The sequence below is a fragment of the Streptomyces sp. NBC_01294 genome (assembly GCF_035917235.1).
Lineage (GTDB): Bacteria > Actinomycetota > Actinomycetes > Streptomycetales > Streptomycetaceae > Streptomyces > Streptomyces caledonius.
Map to the genome: position 1 here is coordinate 4,829,783 of NZ_CP108423.1, position 22,303 is coordinate 4,852,085.

Annotated in this window: 14 protein-coding genes; 8 read left to right on the forward strand and 6 right to left on the reverse strand. The window is 73.3% G+C overall.

The window, feature by feature from the left end; genetic code table 11:
• Positions 1-78: 78 nt before the first annotated feature.
• The gene (locus tag OG534_RS21955) at positions 79-1,695 is read right to left on the reverse strand and encodes an MFS transporter (RefSeq protein WP_326590007.1); all 1,617 of its coding nucleotides are present in this window, start codon (positions 1,693-1,695) and stop codon (positions 79-81) included.
• 375 nt (positions 1,696-2,070) lie between these two features.
• Here OG534_RS21955 and OG534_RS21960 point away from each other — a divergent pair, with 375 nt between their 5' ends.
• Together OG534_RS21960 and OG534_RS21965 are read left to right on the forward strand one after the other, a co-directional pair.
• Entirely contained in the window at positions 2,071-2,847 is a 777-nt protein-coding gene (locus OG534_RS21960) for an ABC transporter ATP-binding protein (RefSeq protein WP_398564605.1), read from the forward strand.
• Positions 2,844-5,429, forward strand: coding sequence for an ABC transporter permease (locus OG534_RS21965; protein ID WP_326590009.1), 2,586 nt, complete (start codon positions 2,844-2,846; stop codon positions 5,427-5,429). The genes OG534_RS21960 and OG534_RS21965 overlap by 4 nt, the downstream gene beginning before the upstream one ends.
• A 68-nt stretch (positions 5,430-5,497) precedes the next feature.
• Here the strand turns inward: OG534_RS21965 and OG534_RS21970 are convergent, their stop codons facing one another.
• Positions 5,498-6,760 carry a DUF2079 domain-containing protein gene (locus OG534_RS21970; RefSeq protein WP_326593753.1) on the reverse strand — a complete coding sequence of 421 codons (1,263 nt, stop codon included), beginning with the start codon at positions 6,758-6,760 and terminating at the stop codon, positions 5,498-5,500.
• 403 nt (positions 6,761-7,163) lie between these two features.
• Here OG534_RS21970 and mfd point away from each other — a divergent pair, with 403 nt between their 5' ends.
• The gene (gene mfd, locus OG534_RS21975) at positions 7,164-10,694 is read left to right on the forward strand and encodes a transcription-repair coupling factor (RefSeq protein WP_326590011.1); all 3,531 of its coding nucleotides are present in this window, start codon (positions 7,164-7,166) and stop codon (positions 10,692-10,694) included.
• A gap of 77 nt (positions 10,695-10,771) precedes the next feature.
• Here the strand turns inward: mfd and OG534_RS21980 are convergent, their stop codons facing one another.
• Entirely contained in the window at positions 10,772-11,488 is a 717-nt protein-coding gene (locus OG534_RS21980; RefSeq protein WP_326590013.1) for a hypothetical protein, read from the reverse strand.
• 92 nt (positions 11,489-11,580) lie between these two features.
• Complete coding sequence (locus OG534_RS21985) at positions 11,581-12,285, reverse strand: hypothetical protein (RefSeq protein WP_326590014.1); 705 nt, start codon at positions 12,283-12,285, stop codon at positions 11,581-11,583.
• Positions 12,286-12,450: 165 nt separating this feature from the next.
• Between OG534_RS21985 and OG534_RS21990 the strand changes: the two genes are divergently transcribed.
• The 3 genes from OG534_RS21990 to OG534_RS22000 all read left to right on the forward strand — a co-directional run bounded on the left by OG534_RS21990 (position 12,451) and on the right by OG534_RS22000 (position 16,784).
• Positions 12,451-14,517, forward strand: a complete 2,067-nt coding sequence (locus OG534_RS21990) for an N-6 DNA methylase (protein ID WP_326590015.1) — start codon at positions 12,451-12,453, stop codon at positions 14,515-14,517.
• Positions 14,518-14,628: 111 nt separating this feature from the next.
• Positions 14,629-15,279 (forward strand): hypothetical protein, encoded by a 651-nt coding sequence (locus OG534_RS21995; RefSeq protein WP_326590016.1) that lies wholly within the window; start codon positions 14,629-14,631, stop codon positions 15,277-15,279.
• The gene (locus OG534_RS22000; protein ID WP_326590018.1) at positions 15,276-16,784 is read left to right on the forward strand and encodes a serine/threonine-protein kinase; all 1,509 of its coding nucleotides are present in this window, start codon (positions 15,276-15,278) and stop codon (positions 16,782-16,784) included. Before OG534_RS21995 ends, OG534_RS22000 begins: the two co-directional genes overlap by 4 nt.
• On the opposite strand, the gene OG534_RS22005 is transcribed toward OG534_RS22000, so the two are convergent.
• Positions 16,772-19,138, reverse strand: coding sequence for a YfhO family protein (locus OG534_RS22005; RefSeq protein WP_326590019.1), 2,367 nt, complete (start codon positions 19,136-19,138; stop codon positions 16,772-16,774). The two genes, OG534_RS22000 and OG534_RS22005, sit on opposite strands and share 13 nt — an antisense overlap.
• Positions 19,139-19,417: 279 nt before the next feature.
• Here OG534_RS22005 and OG534_RS22010 point away from each other — a divergent pair, with 279 nt between their 5' ends.
• Together OG534_RS22010 and OG534_RS22015 are read left to right on the forward strand one after the other, a co-directional pair.
• A complete protein-coding gene (locus OG534_RS22010) occupies positions 19,418-20,041 on the forward strand; it encodes a SurA N-terminal domain-containing protein (RefSeq protein ID WP_326590022.1) in 624 nt (207 codons plus the stop codon).
• 28 nt (positions 20,042-20,069) lie between these two features.
• Positions 20,070-21,083: a nucleoside triphosphate pyrophosphohydrolase gene (locus OG534_RS22015; RefSeq protein WP_326590024.1), complete on the forward strand. Its 1,014-nt coding sequence runs from the start codon at positions 20,070-20,072 to the stop codon at positions 21,081-21,083.
• Positions 21,084-21,117: 34 nt separating this feature from the next.
• Here the strand turns inward: OG534_RS22015 and OG534_RS22020 are convergent, their stop codons facing one another.
• On the reverse strand, positions 21,118-22,302 hold the full coding sequence (locus OG534_RS22020) for a globin domain-containing protein (protein ID WP_326590025.1): 1,185 nt from the start codon (positions 22,300-22,302) through the stop codon (positions 21,118-21,120).
• Between the last annotated feature and the right edge of the window lies 1 nt (position 22,303).

The window sequence follows — 22,303 nt, forward strand, 5'->3', positions numbered from 1 at the left end:
GTCACCCACTGGCCCCGGGCATGACAAGTCGGCTTTCCGCACGGCCTGTTGCCGGTTGCTCCTCGCGCTCCTCGGCAGCTACTCCTCGCGCTGTTCCGGCAGGACCGGGAACCTGCGCGGCGCCACCAGCAGCAGGACCAGCAGCGCGGCCACGGCGGCCGCCGTCGCGCCGAGGAAGATGTGCTCCACGGCGGCGGCCACGGCCTCGCGCAGGTGGTCGGCGGCGGCCCGGGGGAGCAGCCCCGGCCGGTCCAGTGCCTTGGCCACGTCGTCCAGGCCGCCGGGGAGTCCGGGCCCGGGGGCGTCCACCAGGCGGGCGGCGATGGTGGCGTTGGCCACGGCCGCGAGGAGGGCGGCGCCCACGCTCTGGCCGACCTGCCGGCAGAACAGCACCGAGGCCGTCGTGGTCCCGCGCTCTGACCAGCCGACGGTGGACTGGACGCCGACGACCAGCGGGAGCTGGAAGAGGCCGAGGGCGCCGCCCAGCAGCAGCATGATCAGCGCCGGCTGCCAGGGTTGGGCCGGGTAGGGGAGCAGGGTGAAGGAGTACAGGATCAGCGCGGCCAGCCCGATCCCGACGGCCGCGGTGTTGCGGAAGCCGATGCGCCGGTAGACGTGCTGGCTGAGGGCGGCGCTGAGGGGCCAGCTCAGGGTCATCACCGACATGACCAGTCCGGCGCCGACGGGGCCCAGGCCCAGCACGGACTGGGCGTACGTCGGCATGAACACCATCGGGGCGACCATCAGCAGGCCGAGCGCCCCCATGGCCAGGTTGACGGCGGCGATGGTGCGCCGGCGCCACACCCAGCCGGGCAGGATCGGCTCCTCGGCCCGGCGTTCCACCCGGACCACGACCGCGGCCAGCACAGCGCTCGCGCCCAGCAGCCCCAGCGAGGGCGCGGACAGCCAGGGCCAGGCGACCCCGCCCTGGACGAGCGCGAAGAGCAGCAGGCCGCCGCAGGCGAAGACGCCCAGCGCCCCCGCCCAGTCGATCGGGCCCCGGCGCCCGGGTGACCGTACGGGCTCGGTCAGGTGGCGGGCGACCATCCACAGGGCGAGGGCGGCCAGCGGCAGGTTGATCAGGAAGATCCAGCGCCAGTGCGCGTACGAGGCGAGCAGTCCGCCGAGCGCGGGGCCCGCCACGGCCGAGGTGGCCCAGACGCTGGACATCCGGGCCTGGATCCTCGGCCGGTCCTTGAGCGGGTACAGGTCGGCGGCCAGGGTCTGGACCGTGCCCTGGAGGGCGCCGCCGCCCAGGCCCTGGATGATCCGGAAGGCGATGAGGGCGGCCATGTTCCAGGCGAGCGCGCACAGCAGCGAGCCGACGAGGAAGAGGGCGACGCCGAAGAGCAGCACGGGCTTGCGGCCGAAGGTGTCGGACAGCTTGCCGTAGACGGGCAGGGTGACGGTGACGGCGAGCAGGTAGCCGGAGAAGAGCCAGGAGAAGACGGAGAAGCCGCCGAGGTCGCCCACGATCTGCGGGACGGCGGTGGCGACGATGGTGCTGTCGAGGGCGACGAGGGCCATGCCCAGCATCAGCGAGGCGACCACGGCGGCCGGGGGGCGCGCGGCGGACCGGTCCGCGGTCGTGCCGCCGGCCGCGTCCTTGGCCGAAACGGCTGCCCCCGGCGTGGTGTCGGCGGGGCCGGCGGGTATGCCGTCCGGACTTCCGTCCGTGCTCTCCCCAGCGGCCACCGAGATCCCTTCCCCCTGCACGTACCTGCGGGGAACACCTTCTCACCGCCGGGTGTCCGGCGGTATCCCTCAGGGCCGGTCCCCCGAAGGGTGGACAACCCCTAGGGGTGGCTCCGCACAACGGGCCAGGGGTCGTTCCTCCCGGCGGAGGAGGTGAGGGGCCCGGGCGTCTCCTTAACTGGAACCTACGGACCAGGGGCCGGGGGGTGGGGTTAACCCCCGGGCGGATACGGCGATGGGCACCAGCGCGCCGGACCTCCGCCCGCCGGAGACTTCATGACGCGACGCACGCACTGAACGCACGCACGGAACGCACGCACAGACGCACCAACAGACGCACGCATCCGAAGAAGGAGAAAGACCGTGACAACGGCTATGACCGAAACCAGGCACGGGGGCACTGGAGGGCATGCAGCCGTCGCGGCCCGGGCGCGGAAGGTCGTCAAGGCCTACGGCTCCGGGGAGACGCGTGTCGTCGCCCTCGACGACGTGGACGTGGACATCATGAGCGGCCAGTTCACCGCGATCATGGGCCCCTCGGGCTCCGGCAAGTCCACGCTGATGCACTGCCTCGCCGGGCTCGACACGGTGACCAGCGGGCAGATCCACCTGGACGACACCGAGATCACCGGGCTGAAGGACAAGAAGCTCACGCAGCTGCGCCGCGACCGGATCGGCTTCATCTTCCAGGCCTTCAACCTGCTGCCCACGCTCAACGCCCTGGAGAACATCACGCTCCCCATGGACATCGCGGGCCGCAAGCCCGACGCGGAGTGGCTGAACCGGGTCGTGGAGACGGTGGGCCTGGCCGGCCGCCTCAAGCACCGCCCGACCGAGCTGTCCGGCGGCCAGCAGCAGCGCGTGGCGGTCGCCCGCGCCCTCGCGGCCCGCCCGCAGATCATCTTCGGCGACGAGCCGACCGGAAACCTGGACTCCCGGGCGGGCGCCGAGGTCCTCGGCTTCCTGCGCCGTTCGGTGGACGAGCTGGGGCAGACCATCGTCATGGTCACCCACGACCCGGTCGCCGCCTCCTACGCGGACCGCGTCATCTTCCTCGCCGACGGCCGGATCGTCGACGAGATGTACGGGCCCTCCGCGGAGCAGGTCCTGGACCGCATGAAGGACTTCGACGCGCGCGGGCGGACGTCATGAGCAACATGGTCCTGAAGACCTCGCGGCGCAACTTCGTCGCGCACAAGGGGAGGATGGCGCTCTCCGCCGTCGCGGTCCTGCTCTCCGTCGCCTTCGTCTGCGGCACCCTGGTGTTCACCGACACCATGAACACCACCTTCGACAAGCTGTTCGCCGTCACCAGCTCCGACGTGACGGTCAGCCCGAAGACGGCCGAGAGCGGGGAGGAGATCTCCGAGCGCGGCAAGCCCGAGGTGCTGGACGGCGCGGTCGTCGAGCAGGTCCGCAAGGCCGAGGGCGTCAAGAGCGCCGAAGGCGGCGTCGTCTCGATGTCCGTCACGGTGGTCAACTCCAAGAACGAGAACATGGGCTCGACCACCGGCGCCCCCACCATCGCGGGGAACTGGAGCGACAACGAGCTCAAGTCCATGAAGATCACCTCGGGTCAGGCGCCGCGCGGCCCCACCGAGGTGATGGTCGACGCCGACACGGCGGACAAGCACGGTCTGGGGCTCGGTGACGAACTGCGCACCATCGCCATCACCGGCGACATCCGCGCCAAGATCACCGGTATCGCCGCCTTCACCGTGACCAACCCGGGTGCGGCCGTCGTCTACTTCGACACCGCCACCGCGCAGCAGCAGCTGCTGGGCGCTCCCGGCGTGTTCACGCACGTCAACGTCACCGCGAAGGACGGGGTGAGCGACGACCGGCTCAAGCAGCACGTCGCGGCCGCGGTCGGCGCGGACACGTACAAGCTGCAGACGGCCAAGGAGTCCGCGGACGCCAACCGCAAGGACGTCGGCTCCTTCCTCAACGTCATGAAGTACGTGATGCTCGGCTTCGCCGGCATCGCCTTCCTCGTCGGCATCTTCCTGATCTTCAACACCTTCTCGATGCTGGTCGCCCAGCGCACCCGCGAGATCGGCCTGATGCGCGCCATCGGCGCCGACAGCGGGCAGGTCCTGAAGTCCGTGGTCGTCGAGGCCTTCCTCCTCGGTGTCGTGGGCTCGGTGCTGGGTGTCGGCGCGGGCGTGGGCCTGGCCGTCGGACTCATGGAGCTCATGGGCCAGATGGGCATGCACCTGTCGACGGACGATCTGACCGTCGCCTGGACCACCCCGGTCATCGGCGTCTTCCTCGGTGTCGTCGTCACCGTCGTCGCCGCGTTCGTCCCTGCCCGCCGGGCGGGCAAGGTGTCCCCGATGGCCGCCCTGCGCGAGTCCGGCACCCCCGGCGACAAGAAGGCCGGCGTCATCCGCGCCGTCCTCGGTCTGGTCCTCACCGGCATCGGCGGCGCGGGCCTGTTCCTCGCCGCGGCCGCCGAGGAGGCCGGACCCGGATCGATGTGGCTGGGCCTGGGCGTCGTCTTCAGCCTCATCGGGTTCATCGTGATCGGCCCGCTGCTCGCCGCGGGCGTGGTGCGGGTGCTCTCCGGTGTGGTACTGCGGCCCTTCGGGTCGGTGGGCCGCCTCGCCGAGCGCAACGCCCTGCGCAACCCGCGCCGCACCGGCGCCACCGCCGCCGCGCTGATGATCGGCCTCGCGCTGGTCGCCTGCCTGTCGGTGGTCGGCTCCTCGATGGTGGCCTCCGCCACCGACGAGCTCGACAAGTCCGTCGGCGCGGACTACATCGTCAACTCCATGACCGGACAGCCCGTGCTGCCGCAGGCCGAGCAGGCCCTGCGCGCCACCCAGGGCCTGGACCACGTGACCGCCTACCGGGAGGTCGAGGCCAAGCTCACCGCTCCCGACGGCGCCACCGAGGAGGTGGGCCTCGGCGCCACCGACCCGACGTACGCCAAGGACATCCGCCGCAAGATGGTCGCCGGCGAGCACGCGGCGGCGTACGGCAAGGACTCCATGTCGGTCGGCTCGGACTACGCCACCGCGCACGGCGTCAAGGTCGGCGACGAGCTGACGGTCGCCTTCACCGGCGGCAACACCGTCAAGCTGAAGGTCGCGGCGATCACCAGCGACGAGGGCAACCTCGACAAGGGCATGAAGTACATCAGCACCGCCGTCGCCCAGGCGAACGTCCCGGCCGACCGGCTCCCGCTCCCCTTCATGCTGCTGGCCACCGCCAAGGACGGGCAGTCCGACGCCGCCGCCTACAACGGGGTCAAGGCGGCGATGGCCGAGCACCCGCAGTACAAGGTCCTCAACCAGACCGACTACAAGCAGGCCCTGAAGGACCAGGTCGGCCAGCTGCTGAACATGGTCTACGGGCTCCTGGGCCTCGCCATCATCGTCGCGGTCCTGGGCGTCGTGAACACCCTGGCCCTGTCGGTGGTCGAGCGGACCCGCGAGATCGGCCTGATGCGCGCCATCGGCCTCTCCCGCCGCCAGCTGCGCCGCATGATCCGCCTGGAGTCGGTGGTCATCGCCCTCTTCGGCGCCCTGCTCGGCCTGGGCCTGGGCATGGGCTGGGGGGCCAGCGCGCAGCAGCTGCTGGCGCTCCAGGGCCTGAAGGTGCTGGAGATCCCGTGGCCGACGATCCTCGGGGTGTTCGCCGCCTCGGCCTTCGTGGGCCTGTTCGCCGCGCTGGTCCCGGCCTTCCGGGCGGGGCGGATGAACGTCCTGAACGCGATCGCGAGCGAGTAGTCGGGCCCGCGTTCGTACGGGGGAAGGCGCCGGTCCGGGACCTTGGGGGGTTCCGGACCGGCGTCGTGTCATCCCCGCTGCATGAGGACGACGCCCCCGGCCTCGCCCACCACGGTGAACTGCTCGCCGGGGTGGAGCTGGCGGGCGTAGCCGGTGGGGTCCTCGCCGGCCCACCGGGAGGAGTTGTCGATGGTGATCCAGTCGGGGACCACGCCCTTGCTGCCGCCGATCCACAGCACCCGGCAGCGGGAGGTCAGCCGGGTCAGCGGCGTGGTGTCGGCCTCCACGGTGGCCCCGTCGGGGATCCGGTCGAGGAGCCGCTCGATGGCCGTGACCCGCTCGGGCTTCTCGTACGTGTGCGCTTCCGCGAGCTTGGCCGTCGGCATGCTGGTCGCGGCCAGGGCGAGGGAGGCCGCGAGCACGGCGGTGGGCAGCTGGAGGGCGTACGCGCGCAGCCGGGGCCGCTCGCCGCGCCGGACGGTGTCGATGGCGTCGACGAGGGCGAGGGCCACGACGGGCATCAGGACGGCGCTGTAGTGCCAGTCGGTGGACCAGTAGTGGTCGTCCCCGGACAGGAAGCGCCAGCCCAGGGTGGGGGCGGCCACCAGCAGCAGCGGCGAGCGCAGCGCGAGCAGCCCGGAGGTGGGGATCAGCACCCACCCCAGGGTGGCGAGCTTGGTGCCGATGCCGCCGAGCGGGCCGTCGCCGTCGATCTTGTCCCAGTAGCCGTAGCCCGCGGTGGCGAAGGCCGGTATGACGACGGTGAAGACGAGGACGGCGAAGACGCAGGCCGCGGCGGCGACGCCGAGCGCGGTCCAGGCGATCCGCCGGTCGGTGGGCCGGGCCCGCCAGGCCACCACCACGGCCAGGGCGGCGAGGGTGAAGCCCAGGTCCTCCTTGACGAGGATCAGCGGCAGCCCCCACAGCAGGGCGGCCCGCCAGCGGCGCGCGATCACCGCCTCCAGGGCGAAGGCCAGCAGGGGCACGGCGAAGGCGATCTCGTGGAAGTCGAACTCCACGGCCCGCTGGATGCCCCAGGACAGCCCGTAGGCGACGCCGACGGCGAGCCCGCGGGCCCGGCCGAGGAGCCGCCCGGCCACCCGGGTGACGGGCACGGCGGACAGCGCGAACAGCGCGGCCTGCACGACCAGGAGGGTGACGGGCCCCGGGAAGACCCGGTAGACGGGTGCGACGAGCGCGATGATCGGGCTGAAGTGGTCGCCGAGGATGTTGGCCCCCGGCCCCTTCAGGTCGGCGACGGGCTCCTGCAGGTGCGCGTACGCGCGGATCGCCTGCTCGAAGATCCCCAGGTCCCAGGAGGCCCAGTCCATCCGCCGGAACCGTCCGACGGACAGCACGAGGTAGACCGGGAACAGCCCGGCGGCCACCGCCCAGGGCCCCGCCCACCAGCCGGGGCGCGGCTTCGCCGCAGCCTGCGCCACGGGCGCCGGGCGCGCTATCGCATCGCTCGTCACGGACTCGTGCTCCTCGGCCGGTAGGCGTCTCCCCGGCGGAAGACGACGCGGCGAGCTCAGACAGTCAGAACAGGAACATCGTAGAGCGGGGCGCCGGCCTGGGCGTGACGCCTGCGCCGTCACCCCGGCGGGTGACCCGAATCCCTCGCGCGTGGGTGGGGGGAGAGTCGTAGGGTGGAACCCCCGGCCCGTGCGACGTGTCGGGTCCTTCGCGTTGCCCCTCACACCCTTTGACCTTCACCGGACGGAAAGCCTCTTCATGAGCCTGCACGGACTGCTCGACGCCGTCACCCGGGACGCCGCCCTCGCCGAGGCGGTCACCGCGGCCGGGGACGGCAACCGCATGCACGTGGACCTGGTCGGCCCCGCCGCCGCGCGGCCCTTCGCGATCGCCGCGCTGGCCCGGCAGACCGAGCGGACCGTGCTGGCGGTCACCGCCACCGGGCGCGAGGCCGAGGACCTGGCCGCCGCGCTGCGCTCCCTGCTGCCACCCGACGAGGTGGTGGACTACCCGTCCTGGGAGACGCTCCCGCACGAACGGCTCAGCCCCCGCAGCGACACCATGGGCCGCCGGCTCGCCGTCCTGCGCCGGCTCGTGCACCCGAGCAAGGACGACCCGGCCGCGGGGCCGGTGAGCGTGATCGTCGCCCCCATCCGGTCCGTGCTCCAGCCGCAGGTCAAGGGGCTCGGGGACCTGGTCCCGGTCAGCCTGCGCCAGGGCGGCAGCGGCGACCTCGGCGAGATCACCGCGGCGCTGGCCGCCGCCGCGTACGCGCGCGTCGAGCTCGTCGAGAAGCGCGGGGAGTTCGCCGTGCGCGGCGGCATCCTCGACGTGTTCCCGCCCACCGAGGAACACCCGCTGCGCGTCGAGTTCTGGGGCGACGAGGTCGAGGAGATCCGCTACTTCAAGGTCGCCGACCAGCGGTCCCTGGAGGTCGCCGAGCACGGGCTGTGGGCCCCGCCCTGCCGCGAGCTGCTGCTGACCGACTCGGTACGGGAGCGGGCCGCTGCCCTCGCCGAGGCGCACCCCGAGCTCGGCGAGCTGCTGAACAAGATCGCCGAGGGGATCGCCGTCGAGGGCATGGAGTCCCTGGCACCGGTCCTGGTCGACGACATGGAACTGCTGATCGACGTCCTGCCGGCCGGGTCGATGGCCGTGGTCTGCGACCCGGAGCGGGTCCGGACCCGGGCCTCCGACCTCGTGGCGACGAGCCAGGAGTTCCTGATGGCGTCCTGGGCGGCGACGGCGGGCGGCGGCGAGGCCCCCATCGACGTCGGCGCGGCCTCGCTGCGCGGGATCGCGGAGGTCCGCGACCGGGCCCGCGAGCTGAACATGATGTGGTGGTCGGTCTCCCCCTTCGCCGCCGACGAGACGGCGGGCGGCGACACGCTCAAGCTCGCCATGCACGCCCCGGAGGCGTACCGCGGCGACACCGCCCGGGCACTGGCCGACACCAAGGGCTGGATCGCCGACGGCTGGCACACCGTCTACCTCACCGAGGGCCACGGCCCCGCCGCCCGCACCGTCGAGGTGCTCGGCGGCGAGGGCATCGCGGCCCGGCTGGAGGCGGACCTGCGCACCCTGGAGCCGAGCCTGGTCCACGTCGCGTGCGGTTCCCTCGACAACGGTTTCGTCGACCCGGTGCTGCGCCTGGCCGTCCTCACGGAGACCGACCTGACGGGCCAGCGCACCGCCACCAAGGACCTCGGGCGGATGCCGACCCGGCGCCGCAAGACGATCGACCCGCTGACCCTGGAGGCCGGCGACTACATCGTCCACGAGCAGCACGGCGTGGGCCGCTACGTCGAGATGGTCCAGCGGACGGTGCAGGGCGCCACCCGCGAGTACCTCCTCGTCGAGTACGCCCCCGCCAAGCGCGGCCAGCCCGGCGACCGGCTCTACATCCCCACCGACCAGCTGGAGCAGGTCACCAAGTACGTCGGCGGCGAGGCCCCGACCCTGCACCGGCTCGGCGGCGCCGACTGGACGAAGACCAAGGCGCGCGCGAAGAAGGCGGTCAAGGAGATCGCCGCCGACCTCATCAAGCTCTACAGCGCGCGCATGGCGGCCCCCGGCCACACCTTCGGCCCCGACACCCCCTGGCAGCGCGAGCTGGAGGACGCCTTCCCGTACGCGGAGACGCCCGACCAGCTCACCACGATCGCCGAGGTCAAGGAGGACATGGAGAAGTCGGTCCCCATGGACCGGCTGATCTGCGGCGATGTCGGATACGGCAAGACCGAGATCGCCGTGCGCGCCGCGTTCAAGGCGGTCCAGGACGGCAAGCAGGTCGCCGTTCTCGTGCCGACGACCCTGCTCGTGCAGCAGCACTTCGGCACCTTCTCGGAGCGCTACAGCCAGTTCCCGGTCAACGTGAAGGCGCTGTCGCGCTTCCAGAACGAGACCGAGTCGAAGGCCACCCTGGAGGGCCTGGGGGAGGGCTCGGTGGACGTGGTCATCGGCACCCACCGGCTGTTCTCGCAGGAGACCAGGTTCAAGGACCTGGGCCTGGTCATCGTCGACGAGGAGCAGCGCTTCGGCGTGGAGCACAAGGAGCAGCTGAAGAAGCTCCGCGCCAACGTCGACGTGCTGACGATGTCGGCGACGCCGATCCCGCGCACCCTGGAGATGGCGGTGACCGGCATCCGCGAGATGTCGACGATCACCACCCCGCCGGAGGAGCGACACCCGGTGCTCACCTTCGTCGGCCCGTACGAGGAGAAGCAGATCGGCGCGGCCATCCGCCGTGAACTGCTGCGCGAGGGCCAGTGCTTCTACATCCACAACCGGGTCGAGTCCATCGACCGGGCGGCGGCCAAGCTGCGCGAGATCGTGCCCGAGGCGCGGATCGCGACGGCGCACGGCCAGATGTCGGAGCAGGCCCTGGAGCAGGTCGTCGTGGACTTCTGGGAGAAGAAGTTCGACGTGCTGGTGTCGACGACGATCGTCGAGTCCGGCATCGACATCTCCAACGCCAACACCCTCATCGTGGAGCGCGGCGACAACTTCGGCCTGTCCCAGCTGCACCAGCTGCGCGGCCGGGTGGGCCGCGGCCGCGAGCGCGGGTACGCGTACTTCCTGTACCCGCCGGAGAAGCCGCTGACGGAGACCGCGCACGAGCGGCTCGCGACGATCGCCCAGCACACCGAGATGGGCGCCGGCATGTACGTGGCGATGAAGGACCTGGAGATCCGCGGCGCGGGCAACCTGCTCGGCGGCGAGCAGTCCGGCCACATCGCGGGCGTCGGCTTCGACCTCTACATCCGCATGGTCGGCGAGGCCGTGGCCGACTACCGGGCCGCGATCGAGGGCGGGGTGGAGGAGGAGCCGCCGCTGGAGGTCAAGATCGAGCTGCCGGTCGACGCGCACGTCCCGCACGACTACGCGCCGGGCGAGCGGCTGCGCCTGCAGGCGTACCGGTCCATCGCCTCCGCCAACTCCGAGGCGGACATCAAGGCGGTACGGGAGGAGCTCACCGACCGCTACGGCAAGCTGCCGGAGCCGGTGGAGAACCTGCTGCTGGTGGCCGGGCTGCGGATGCTCGCCCGGGCCTGCGGCGTCGGCGACATCACCCTGCAGGGCCACAACATCAGGTTCGGGCCGGTGGAGCTGCGCGAGTCGCAGGAGCTGCGGCTCAAGCGCCTCTACCCGGGGTCGGTGCTCAAGCCCGCCACCTCACAGGTGCTGATCCCGCGGCCCAAGGCGGGCAAGATCGGCGGCAAGCCGGTGGTCGGGCGGGAACTGCTCGCCTGGACGGGGGAGTTCCTCACCACCATCCTCGGGTCCTGACACGCCGTGGAGGCCGGGCCCGTGCGGGCCCGGCCTCCACCGGTGGACGATCCTCAGCCGAGCCGAGCCGGCCCGCGTCAGCCGAGCTGGTCCGCGTCGATGACGTCCTTGCCGGCCGGAGCGTCGGCCTTCACCGGCTGGTTGATCCCGGTGAAGGTGACCTCGGCCGCCTCCGTGCCGGTGATGCTCGCCTTCAGCAGGTACGGCTCGCCCTTGGTGGCCACCAGCAGGGTCTCGGTTCCCTCGGTGGTCTCCGTGGTCAGGGTCAGGGCCTCCTGGTCGCCGACCGTGGTGACCTTGCCCTTCTGCGCGCCCTTGCTCTCCTCGAAGTCCTTGAGCAGCTCGTCCAGGTCACACAGGGCGGACAGCTCCTTCGCGTCCGCGTCCGAGGTCTTCGACTTCAGCCAGTGGCCCGAGAGCTGCTTGACCGCCTGGTCCGCCTGGTCCTTGGGCAGGTCCTTCATCTGGGCGCGGTAGAAGGGCTCGTCCGCCTTGATGAACACGAACTCGCCGTTGCGGATCAGCTCGAAGGAGCCGTCCTGGCCGGAGAACGTCCCCTTGCAGTCGCCGGTCTTGCTGACCGCCATGTTGATCTCCACGGGCTTGCCCTCGTCCGAGATCTTCCCGCTGACGGTGAGCGAGGACGCGCCGCGCAGGGCGGTCACGGACTTGTCGGCCACCTCGGAGCCGGACAGCTCGGGGAACGGGCCGTCGGGACCGAAGCATCCGGTCAGGCCGAGGGCGGCGGCGCAGGCGAGGGCGGTGGTGGCGGTGAGGCGGTGCATGGTGCGCATGGGGACTCTCTACGGCAGGAATCGAAAAGGGGGGGTCGAGCAAGCGTAAGGACAAACGGAATGATCTATTCCGGCGGGGGTCCGGACGGGGGTCAGCCCGCCTTCTTCCAGTCCGCGCAGTCGGTGGTCTTGAAGTAGGCGTCGCCGGCGGCGATCGTCACGACCGCCGGGCCCGTGGGGTTCTCGTTCGCGATGATCGAGTCGACGTCGTGGCCCGCGGACTTGGCGCGCTCCCAGTAGCAGCCGCCGCCCTCCTCCGCGGGGCCGGCGGACTTGTAGGTGCCGGGGGCGATGTCGGTGCCGACCTTGAGCATCCCCGCCTTGCCGGAGAACTCGGTCTTCGGGGATCCGCCGGCCGCCTGGGGGTCCACGGCCTCCCAGTCCTTGCAGTCGCTGGACTTGAAGATCTTGTCGGTGGCCGCGATGGTCACGTAGCTCGCGCCGACCACGTTGTCGTTGGCGATGATCGAGTCGATCTCGCCCGAGGAGTCCTTGCTCCGCTCCCAGTAGCAGCCGCCGCCGTTGCCGGAGGTGCGGTAGGTGCCCGGCTGGACGTCCTTGCCGACCTCGAAGGTGCCACTGCCGCGGACGGCGGCCTTCTTCTTCTCCTCGGCCGGCTTCTGCGCGGCGTCGCCGCCCTTCGCGGCCGGGGCCGAGGCCGCGGGCTTGGGCCCCGAACCCTCGCCCGCCTCGTCGGGGGCGGCGCACGCGCCGACCGTCATCAGCGCGAGGACCGCGCCGCAGCCGGTCAGCTTCGTGTGGCGGGTGATCCAGGACGTGCGCGAGGTGTGGGACATGGGGTGTGACTCCTGCCTCTCCGGCTGTTCTTGGACTACTGCGGCTGCTCTGTTCGACGTCCTGATCACATCATGAGCTGTGAACCGAGTCAACACGGTTCACAAAAGATTCCGAGTTCACGGTGTGAAGTGGTCTCTCTCGCGCAACGGGGTATGCTCCCGGGCATGTCCGAGGAGAACGCCGCAGAGGTCACCGCGGCCGAGGTCGCACGCCTGGCCGGAGTCGGCCGCGCCGCAGTCAGCAACTGGCGCCGCCGCCACGCCGACTTCCCCAAGCCCGTCGGTGGTACCGAGACCAGCCCCTCCTTCTCCCTGGGTGAGGTGGAGCACTGGCTGCGCGCCCAGGGAAAGCTCGCCGAGGTCCCGCTGCGCGAGCGCGTCTGGCAGCAGATCACCGCCCACCCCGGCGGGGCCGTCAGCGCACTCGTCAAGGCCGGCAGCGCGCTGCTCGTCGTACACGACCGGCCCGCCGACTGGCCGGAACTGGCCGCCGACCCCGACGAGCGCATGGCCGCCCGGCTGCGGCCCGTCCTCGACCGGGTGCTCGGCGCGCGCCTGGGGCCGGGCCACGCGCTCGCCGAGGTCCCGCTGCGCCCCGCCGCCATGCCGCTGCTGCGGGCCGCCGCCGAACTCGGCGCCGAACTCGGCGCCCGCGAGGCCTTCGAGTTCCTCCTCGGCCGCCACCTCGACGCCAACCCCCGCCAGTACACGCTCACCCCGGACGGCCTCGCCGCGCTCATGGCCGCCCTCGCCGGGCCCTCCGGTGCAAGCACCGGCTCCACCGGAGCGGCCGGCGCCGCGCCCTTCACGGTGCTCGACCCCGCCTGCGGCACGGGCACCCTGCTGCGGGCCGTCTCCGGCGCCACCGCCCTGCACGCGCAGGACTCCTCACCCGAACTCGCCGCCCTCGCCGCGCTGCGCCTCGCCCTGCACGGGCCCGCCGCCGTCCGCGCGGTTGCCGCCGACAGCCTGCGCGCCGACGCCTTCGCCCAGGACGCCGTCGACGCGGTGCTCTGCCACCCGCCGTTCAACGAACGCAACTGGGGCCACGAGGAACTGGCCTACGACCCGCGCTGGGAGTACGGCTTCCCGGCCCGCACCGAATCCGAACTCGCCTGGGTCCAGCACGCCCTGGCCCACCTGCGCGAGGGCGGCACCGCCGTGCTGCTCATGCCGCCCGCCGTCGCCGCCCGCCGCTCCGGCCGCCGCATCCGCGCCGACCTGCTGCGCCGCGGCGCGCTGCGGGCCGTCGTCGCCCTCCCGGCCGGCGCCGCGCCGCCGTACGGGATCCCGCTGCACCTGTGGGTGCTGCGCCGGCCCGCCCCCCAGGCGGCGCCCCCGGCCGGACTGCTGCTCGTCGACACCGCGGCCCTCGCCGCCGACGGCGGGCTCCGGGCCGCCTGGCCCGCCGTGCACGACACGGTGGAGGGCGCCTGGAACGCGTACGACGCCGCCGGCGCCGCCCCCGAGGTCCCTGGCGTCAGCCGCGTCGTGCCCGTCATCGAGCTCCTGGACGACGACGTCGACCTCACCCCCGCCCGCCATCTGCCGCCTCCGGCCGCCGGCGGCGGACCGGCCGAGCTGAGCGCCGTACGGGAGCGGCTCGGCGAGACCCTCGGCCGGGCCGTCCGGCTCACCCCGCCGCCCGCCGCCCCGCCCGCCCGGGCCGCGGCCCGGCTGCCGCTGACCACCATCGGCGAACTCGCCCGCGCCGGAGCCCTGGAGCTGCACACCGGCACCGGCGGCGGGAGCGGGACGGCCCCCGTCCTCACCGAGCACGACGTGTACGCCGGAACCGGCCCGTCCGGAACCCTGGCGCCCACCGCCGACGCGCCCCTGCTCACCACGCCCGGCGACGTCCTCGTCCCCCTCGTCGGCGGCGCCGCCGTCGCCCGGGTCGTCGACGAGGCCACCGCGGGCGCCGTCCCGGGCCGCGGCGTGGCCCTGCTGCGCCCCGACCCGGCCGCCCTCGACCCGTGGTTCCTGGCCGGATTCGTACGCGGCACCGCCAACAACCGCCGCGCCAGCAGCCATGCCTCCACCGCCACCCGGCTCGACGTGCGCCGGCTGCGGCTGCCCCGGCTGCCCCTCGCGGAACAGGAGCGCTACGGCACCCGGTTCCGGGCGCTCGCCGAGTTCGAGGACGCGCTGCGGCTGGCGGGACGGCTCGGCGAGCAACTCGTACAGGGCTTCCACGACGGCCTGTCGGACGGCACCGTCACCCCGGAGTGAGGGCCCGTGCGGCGACCGTGCAACGGTTGCGCGCATCCCCTCACTCCTGGCCGGGAACGCTGTATACCCTCAGAGCCGAAACTTCTTCCGCACGGCCCGTCAGGAGCAGCGATGCACGGCCCCGGCCTTCCGCCGCAGTACGGCCCCCAGCCCTCGTCCGGGGGGGTGGTGGGCCTGCGCGTGCTGTTCACGCTGCTGCCCATCCTGAGCTGCGGCTTCTTGGCCTGGGGCTCGATGCTGCGGCTCGCACTGGTCACCCGCAAGACCCGTGACTGGGTCCTGATGGTCGCCACGTGCGTCCTCTCCGTCTTCTGGTTCGTGCTGTTCGGCCTCGACCCGACGAGCGACACCACCGGCTGGCAGAGCGACACGGGGGGCTTCGGCACGCTCATCACCGGCCTGGCGGCCTGCGTGTACTTCCTCGTCTCCGACATCAAGCACCACGAGGCCGTGCGGACGGGCGTGCCGGCCGGGCAGTGGTACCCGTCCCGGCCCGCGCCCTACGCCCACCCGCAGCAGAGCGCGCCCTCCTACGGCTACCCGCCCGCCCAGGCCCCCACCGTGCACTCCACCCCGACGCCGGCGCCGACCCCCGCCCCGGCCCCGCCGCAGGTGCCGCCGCAGGCGACCCCGCCGCCGCGCATCGGGCAGGTCCGCGCCGAACTCGACGAGCTCAGCGAGCTGCTGCGCAAGCAGACCCCGCCGCCGGGCGGCCCCCGCCAGGACCCGAACCAGACCGCCTTCCAGGACCCGAATCAGTGACCGACCGGCTCATCGGCGACCGCTACCAGCTCGCCACCATCCTCGGCCAGGGCGGCATGGGCCAGGTCTGGACGGCGTACGACCGGCGCCTCGACCGACGCGTCGCCGTCAAGCTGCTGCGCCCCGACAAGGTCGCCGGCCCCGGCACGGTCGCCGAGGAACTGCGCCGCCGCTTCGTGCGCGAGTGCCGGGTCACGGCGCAGGTGGACCACCCCGGCCTGGTCACCGTGCACGACGCGGGCAGTGACGGCGACGAGCTCTACCTCGTCATGGGCTACGTCGAGGGCGCCGACCTCGCCGACCACCTCGCCGAGCACGACCCGTACCCCTGGCAGTGGGCGGTCGCGGTCGTCGCGCAGCTGTGCGCGGTCCTCTCGGCCGTGCACGCGGTGCCGATCGTGCACCGCGACCTGAAGCCCCGCAACGTGATGATCCGCCCCGACGGCACCGTGCTGGTCCTGGACCTCGGCGTGGCCTCGGTGATGGACACCGACACCACCCGCCTCACCAGCACCGGTTCGCCCATCGGCAGCCCCGCGTACATGGCGCCCGAGCAGGCCATGGGCGGCGCGGTGGGCCCGTACACCGACCTCTACGCCCTCGGCGTGCTGCTGTACGAACTCCTCAGCGGCAACGTGCCCTTCGCCGGGTCCACCGCCCTCGGCGTCCTGCACCGCCACCTGTACGAGCCCCCCGTCCCGGTCCGCCGGCTGCGCCCGGAGGTCCCGGCGGAGCTGGAGAAGCTCCTGCTGCACCTCCTCGCCAAGGACCCGCAGGACCGGCCCGCCTCCGCGCAGGAGGTCTACGAGGCCCTGGCCTCGCTGCTGCCCGCCCGCGACAGCCGTCCCCCGGCCGGCCCGCTCGACCCGACCCGGCCCTTCCTGCGCCCGCACGCCCCCTGGCCGGACCGGGCCGCGGTCGTCCCTCCGCGGCCGAGCACCCCGCCGGCGCCGCCGAAGGCCGACGTCCCGGGCGCCGTGGACGAGGCCCGCAAGCTCCTGGACCAGGGGCGGCTCACCCAGGCCGTGGACATCCTCGGCGGGATCCTGCCGGCCGCGGCCGCCGAGCACGGGGAGCACTCCCCGGTGGTGCGCTCCCTGCGCAAGCAGTACGCCGCCACGCTGATGGACGACGGCCAGTACCGCCGCGCCCTGCCCGAACTGCGCCGCCTCGCCGACGAGTTCCCGGCCGGCGATCCCCAGGCCCTGCGCTTCCGCTACGACGCGGCGCAGTGCCTGGAGCAACTGGGCGAGCCGGCCGCGGCCCTGGCGGAGTACCGCGCGCTGCTCCCGCTCTTCGAGAACCACTACGCCAACCCGGACCCGGGCCTGCCCCTGGAGGTCCGCCGCCGGATCGGGCACCTGCTGCTCTCCCTCGGCGACCGGCCGGCGGCCCACGACACCCTGGCCCGCCTGCTGTTCGACGCGGAGCGCCTGCACGGCCCGGCGCACCCCTTCCCGGCCGAGATACGCCGCACCCTGCACTGGCTGGGTCAGGTCCGCTGACGCCGCCCGAGCGCCAGGCCGCCCAGGACCACGAGGGCGGCCCCGGCCGCCAGCGTGCCCGGGATCAGGCCGGGAGGCCGGAAACTGCAGGCCAGGGTGGTGGTGCGGCCGTCCAGGGGAAGGGCGACGAGGCCCAGGTGGGCCCCGGCCGGGCGGCCGTTGCAGGTCCACCCGGCGATCGCGGGGACGGAGAGGACCGCCGTGCCCGTGGCCCCTTCGGGCAGGTCGGCCCGGATCTGCGAGGAGCCGACGCGCAGGGAGGTCGCCGCCGAGGCCCGCAGGGCGGCCACCGCGGTGTCGAGCCGGGCACGGTCCAGGCAGGACAGCGTCCACCGCGGGGGCGGGGCCGCGTCGAAGACCAGGGCCGAGGAGGGACCGCGGGAGACGCCCATCGGCTGGAGGGCCGCCCGGTTGCGGGGCGCGTTGCCGTTCAGGCGGAAGGCGGGACCGTCCGCGAGGCGGGCCGTCGCGTTGTACTCCGGGGCCCACAGGTAGGCCTCCGTGCCCGCGCGGCAGGTCCCGGGCGCGAGCGGGTCCTCGTACACCCGCGCCCCCAGCAGCAGTTCCTGGTTGGCGAAGGGGGACTCGCCGTAGGAGACGGGCGCGCCGGGCGGGCGGGTCGTCACCAGCGGGGGGACCTCCGCGCGGCGGACCGTGCCGTCGGGCTGGAGGCGCGCGCCGACCGCGAAGAGGGCGTCCGTCACCGGGTTGTCGATGCTCTGGACGTTGCGTCCGCGTGAGGTCCAGCCGGCCCCGAGGGCGACCATCGTGTGCGTGAACACCGCAGGGGTGTGGCTGCTGTAGTACGAGCCGCCCTCCCCGCCCAGCAGCAGCGGGTCGTTGCCCGACAGGGCCGGCCTGCTCGGATCCGTGCGGTACGCCGGCCAGCCCTCGGCCCCCGCCAGCGCCTCGGCGCGCGCGGTGTGGCCCGGCCCCCAGGACGGGTAGTCGTCGAGGCCGCCCAGCTTGCCCTTGTGGCCGTAGGCGGTGGTCGCGGCCGCCTGGGCCAGCAGCACCGCGGCCAGCAGCCCGGCGGCCGGCAGGACCAGCCGACGGTGGCGCAGCGCCCACCAGGCCGCGCCCGCCGACACGAGCCCGCCGGCGAACAGCACGTACCCCCCGGTCGTGACCAGGGTGCTCCCGTGCGCCCACAGCACGGCGGCCGCGAGCACGCCCGCCCCCGCCGCCAGCGCCGGCGGCCGCGGCGGGCCCGCCGCCAGCCCGGTCCAGGCGGCGATCACGGCGATCCCGGCCAGGACGAAGGTCTGCCGGTACGGGCTTCCGTTCGGGGTCGCGAAGAGGTGCCAGGCCAGGTGGGTCGGTGCCCACTGGAGGGAGAGCGCCACGGCCACCGTGAGCCCCGCCCACCACAGCCGGGTGCGGGCCGGCGCCGCCCGGTGGAACGGCAGCGCGGCCACCAGCAGCAGCGTCCCGGTGCCCACGAAGACGGCGGGGGAGGAGAAGGAGTACGTCCCCGGCAGCAGCCGGGCGAAGAAGTCCGCCCAGGACACCGGCCGGAACTCCTTGGCCCACCCCGGGTACGCCTGCCCAGAGCTGAGGAACAGCGGAACCAGCACGGGCGCCGCGAGCGCGATCCCCAGCAGGGTCGTCCCCGCGGCCCGCGCGATCACCGCCACCCGGGTCCGGACTCCCTCCCGGGTCAGCACCACCCGTACCAGCAGCACCAGCGCCGCACCCAGCGTCGCCATGTAGGCGGTGTAGAAGTTCGCCGTCCAGCACACGGCAACGACCAGCGGCGCGAGCACCATCCGCCGCCCGCGCAGGGCCCATTCACCGGTCAGGCACAGCAGGGGGAAGGCGATCAGCCCGTCCAGCCACATCGGGTTGTACGAGGCCTCGATCACCGACCAGCCGCACAGCGCGTACGAGGCCCCGAGCAGCCCGGCCGCCCACCAGGGCCCGCGGCGCTGCGTGCGCAGCAGCCAGGCCATCGCGGCCGCCGCGGCCGCCGTCTTGAGCACCGTGACGGCGTACACCGCGAGGTCGATGTCCGCGCGCGGGAAGAGTCCGACGAGGATCGCGAAGGGGCTGGCCAGATAGGTGCCCAGGTCCGGCAGGAGACTCGTGCCGTACCCGGACCGCCAGTTGAACAGCAGCCCGCCCTCCGCGCGGCCGTGCAGCAGGTCCCACAGGTGCGCGTGGAACGGCACGAACTGATTGCCGAGGTCGTTGATGCTGCGGTGGCGCGACCCGTACGGGAAGACGCGGGCGGCGGCGTCCCCGGCGCACACGGCCACCGCCGTGAGCAGGGCGGCGAGCGCCGAGCCGAGCAGGCTCCGGCGGCGCGGCGAGGGGTGCGGCGAGTGGTTCGGCGAGTGGTGCGGTGTCGGCATAGTGGGCCGACCCTGGCACCACCGGGTGACCGGAGGGTGGCCTGCGCATGGCCGCCCGCCGATCCGGCCGTCGCCCGGCCGATCGGGTCACCGGTACGGGTGACGGGTGGCGCGGCGGGCCCGCCGATGCGGGCTGACTCGCCTATGAACGGTGCGTGTTCAGTCCGCGCGCGAATCGTTGGCCGAACCGGTGGCTCGCATCACCCTGACTGCATAACATCGATCACCGCACGGCCCCTTTGTGCACCGACGCACAATCTCCCGGCCCTGGAGGCTCCTTTGCACCGTCGCACAGCGCTCTCCGTCTCCACCGCCCTGCTCCTGGCGGCGCCCCTGCTGTCCGCCTGCTCGGGCGAGGCACGTCCCGGCACCGCGGCCGTCGTCGGCGGCGAACGGATCACCACCTCCGCGCTCCAGGCCCAGGTCAACGACGTCCGCGCCGCACAGAACCGGGCCGGTCAGGCCGCCGCCGAACTCATCGCGAGCACCCCCAACCTGGAGCGGCAGAAGCTCGACTCGATCCTCCAGAGCCGGATCATCGACGAGATGGCGCGGACGGCCGGGCTCACCGCCACCCAGAAGGACATCGAGGACGAGCGCAAGGCGTACGTCGACGAGAACGGCGGAGCCGAGCAGTTCGAGGCGCTGCTCCTGCAGAAGGGCGCCATGGCCCCCGGCCAGGTCGACCGCTTCCTGCGGGACCGGGTGCTCCTGACCAAGCTGTCCGCCAAGTACGGCAACGGGAAGCTGGAGGAGCCCGCCCGGGCCGCCGTGCAGGCCCTGGACATCGAGGTCAACCCGCGCTACGGAGCCTGGGACGCCAAGCAGATCAAGCTCGGCGTCGGGGAGACCCCCTGGATCACCCAGCGGACCCGTCCCGAGCAGGCACCCGCCGGAGCCTGACACCGCCGACCGGAGGTAGGTTCGGAGGGTGACCGACCACTCCGAGCCCACCGCCGCCGAGCCCACGGGCCGCATCGTCCTGCTGACCACCAGCCACCGGGTCGCCCCCGGCGTGCTGTCCTGGCCGGCGTGGCAGACCCTGCACGCCGCGGACCGGGTGCTGTGCGCCGACCCCGGCCACCCGCAGCTGCCGTACCTGCGGGAGGCGGGCATCGAGGTCACGCACGGGACCCCGGACGCGCACGAGCTGGTCGAGGCCTGCGCGGGCGGCCGCACGGTCGTGGTGCTCCCGGGCGGCGAGGGCGACCAGCGGCTCACCGACGGGCTGGCCCGCCTGGCCGGATCCGGCCGGGTCTCCATGCCCGACCTGGAACTGCTGCCCGGCTCCTACGACCTGCCGGGCGCGCGCCTGCTCGACCTGGTCCAGGTGATGGACCGGGTCCGGCGCGAGTGCCCGTGGACCTCGCAGCAGACCCACAGGGGCCTGGCCAAGTACGCGATCGAGGAGGCGTACGAGCTCGTCGAGGCCATCGAGGACGGGGACCGGGACGAACTGCGCGAGGAGCTCGGCGACGTCCTGCTGCAGGTGGTCTTCCACGCGCGGATCGCCGAGGAGGCAGACGGGGACGGTGAGGACGGCGAAGAGGCGTTCTCCATCGACGACGTGGCCGGTGCCCTGGTGGAGAAGCTGATCCACCGGCACCCGCACGTCTTCGGCGACGCGAAGGCCGAGACCCCGGAAGACGTCCACGCGCACTGGCAGCGGACCAAGGCGGTCGAGAAGCAGCGGGAGTCGGTCACCGACGGGATCCCGGTGGGCCAGCCCGGTCTGGCGCTCGCGGCCAAGCTCGCGGGCCGGGTCCGTACGGGCGGGGTGGACGTCGAGCTGCCCCGCGGCGAGGGCATCGGGTACGAGCTGCTGGAGCTGGCGGCGCGCGCCGAGGCGGCGGGGATCGACCCCGAGACCGCGCTGCGCGCGGCGGCCCGCGTCTACCGGGACGCGATCCGGGCCGCCGAGGGCGTCGGCGACGCGGGGGCGTAGCCCCGGGCAGTGTCCCCCTTGGTACTCCCTCGGCTTAGTACTCCCTCGGCGCGCGGGCCGAGGGGTCGTACCAGTGCGGCGTCGGGCGGTTCAGGAACCACTCGCCGAAGCCCAGCGGCCGGCCCGCCGGCCCGCTGCCCTGACCGAGGCCCGGCACCGAGTCGTGGAAGAGGCGGCCGGGGCGGGCGCCCAGTTCCTCCAGGAGGGCGGCGGTCTCGGCGACGAACTGCGCCGGCCCGCTGAGGTAGACGTCCTGGTCCGGCCACATGGCGCGGTGGCCGAGCGCGGTCGCGAGCCGGTCGGTGGCCTGGTTGCGGTGCTGCCCGGGGGCGGGCGTGATGTAGGTGACGCCGAGCCAGCCGCAGGAGGCGGTGTACGCGTCGATGAGCGGCCGGTCGTAGAGGTGCGCGCCGTCCCGGGCCACCACGAAGAGCCGTACGTCCTGGTCAGGAGGGTGTTCTGCGAGGTCCTCCAGGATGGCCCGGATCGGCGCCCAGCCGGTGCCGGCCGCGATGAGGCTGGCCGGGCGGTCCTCGCGGCGGAAGGTCAGCTGCCCGCCGGCGGCGCCGAGGCGCAGGAGGTCACCCGGCTGCGTCTCGCGGACCAGGCTGGTGCTGAGCCGTCCCCGCTCGATCCGGCTGACGTGCAGGTCGAGGGTTCCGTCGGCGCGCGGGGCGTTGCCGATGGAGTAGGTGCGCCAGGTCGTCGGGACCCGCTCGCTGCTCACGCTCGTGTACTGGCCGGGGACATAGGGGAAGGGGACGTGCGGGCGCAGGGTCAGAACGCCGATGTCCTGTCCGTACTGGAGGTGGCGTACGACCTCCGCGTCCCACCACGGCGGGTCCGCGCTCGCGTCGGCGCCGGCCGTCATGGTGTCGGCGATCACCTGGTAGGCCTCGGTCCAGGCCTTCTCCACCTGCGGGGTCCAGGCCTCGCCGGAGGTCTCGGCGAGCGCGGCGAGCAGGCTGGCGCCGACGGCCGCGTAGTGCTCGGGGCCGACCAGGAACTTGCGGTGGTCGCGTCCCAGGTCGCGAAGGTAGGGGCCGAGGGTCCCGTCGTCCAGGTGGGCGATCACGTGGGTGAGCGCCGCGAAGAGCCGGTCGCGCTGCCGTTCCATGTCCTCGGGGTGGGCCGGGAAGAGGTCACGGATGCCGGGGTTGTGCCAGAAGAGGTGGGAGTAGAAGAACTTGACCGCGTGCTCGGCCCGTCTCTCCACCACA

Bases quoted from the DNA above. Each gene is read 5' to 3' on its own strand.
- OG534_RS21960 (WP_398564605.1), top strand. From the start codon at position 2,071: ATGACCGAAACCAGGCACGGGGGCACTGGAGGGCATGCAGCCGTCGCG.
- OG534_RS21965 (WP_326590009.1), top strand. From the start codon at position 2,844: ATGAGCAACATGGTCCTGAAGACCTCGCGGCGCAACTTCGTCGCGCAC.
- OG534_RS21970 (WP_326593753.1), bottom strand. From the start codon at position 6,760: ATGGACTGGGCCTCCTGGGACCTGGGGATCTTCGAGCAGGCGATCCGC.
- mfd (WP_326590011.1), top strand. From the start codon at position 7,164: ATGAGCCTGCACGGACTGCTCGACGCCGTCACCCGGGACGCCGCCCTC.
- OG534_RS21980 (WP_326590013.1), bottom strand. From the start codon at position 11,488: ATGCGCACCATGCACCGCCTCACCGCCACCACCGCCCTCGCCTGCGCC.
- OG534_RS21985 (WP_326590014.1), bottom strand. From the start codon at position 12,285: ATGTCCCACACCTCGCGCACGTCCTGGATCACCCGCCACACGAAGCTG.
- OG534_RS21990 (WP_326590015.1), top strand. From the start codon at position 12,451: ATGTCCGAGGAGAACGCCGCAGAGGTCACCGCGGCCGAGGTCGCACGC.
- OG534_RS21995 (WP_326590016.1), top strand. From the start codon at position 14,629: ATGCACGGCCCCGGCCTTCCGCCGCAGTACGGCCCCCAGCCCTCGTCC.
- OG534_RS22005 (WP_326590019.1), bottom strand. From the start codon at position 19,138: ATGCCGACACCGCACCACTCGCCGAACCACTCGCCGCACCCCTCGCCG.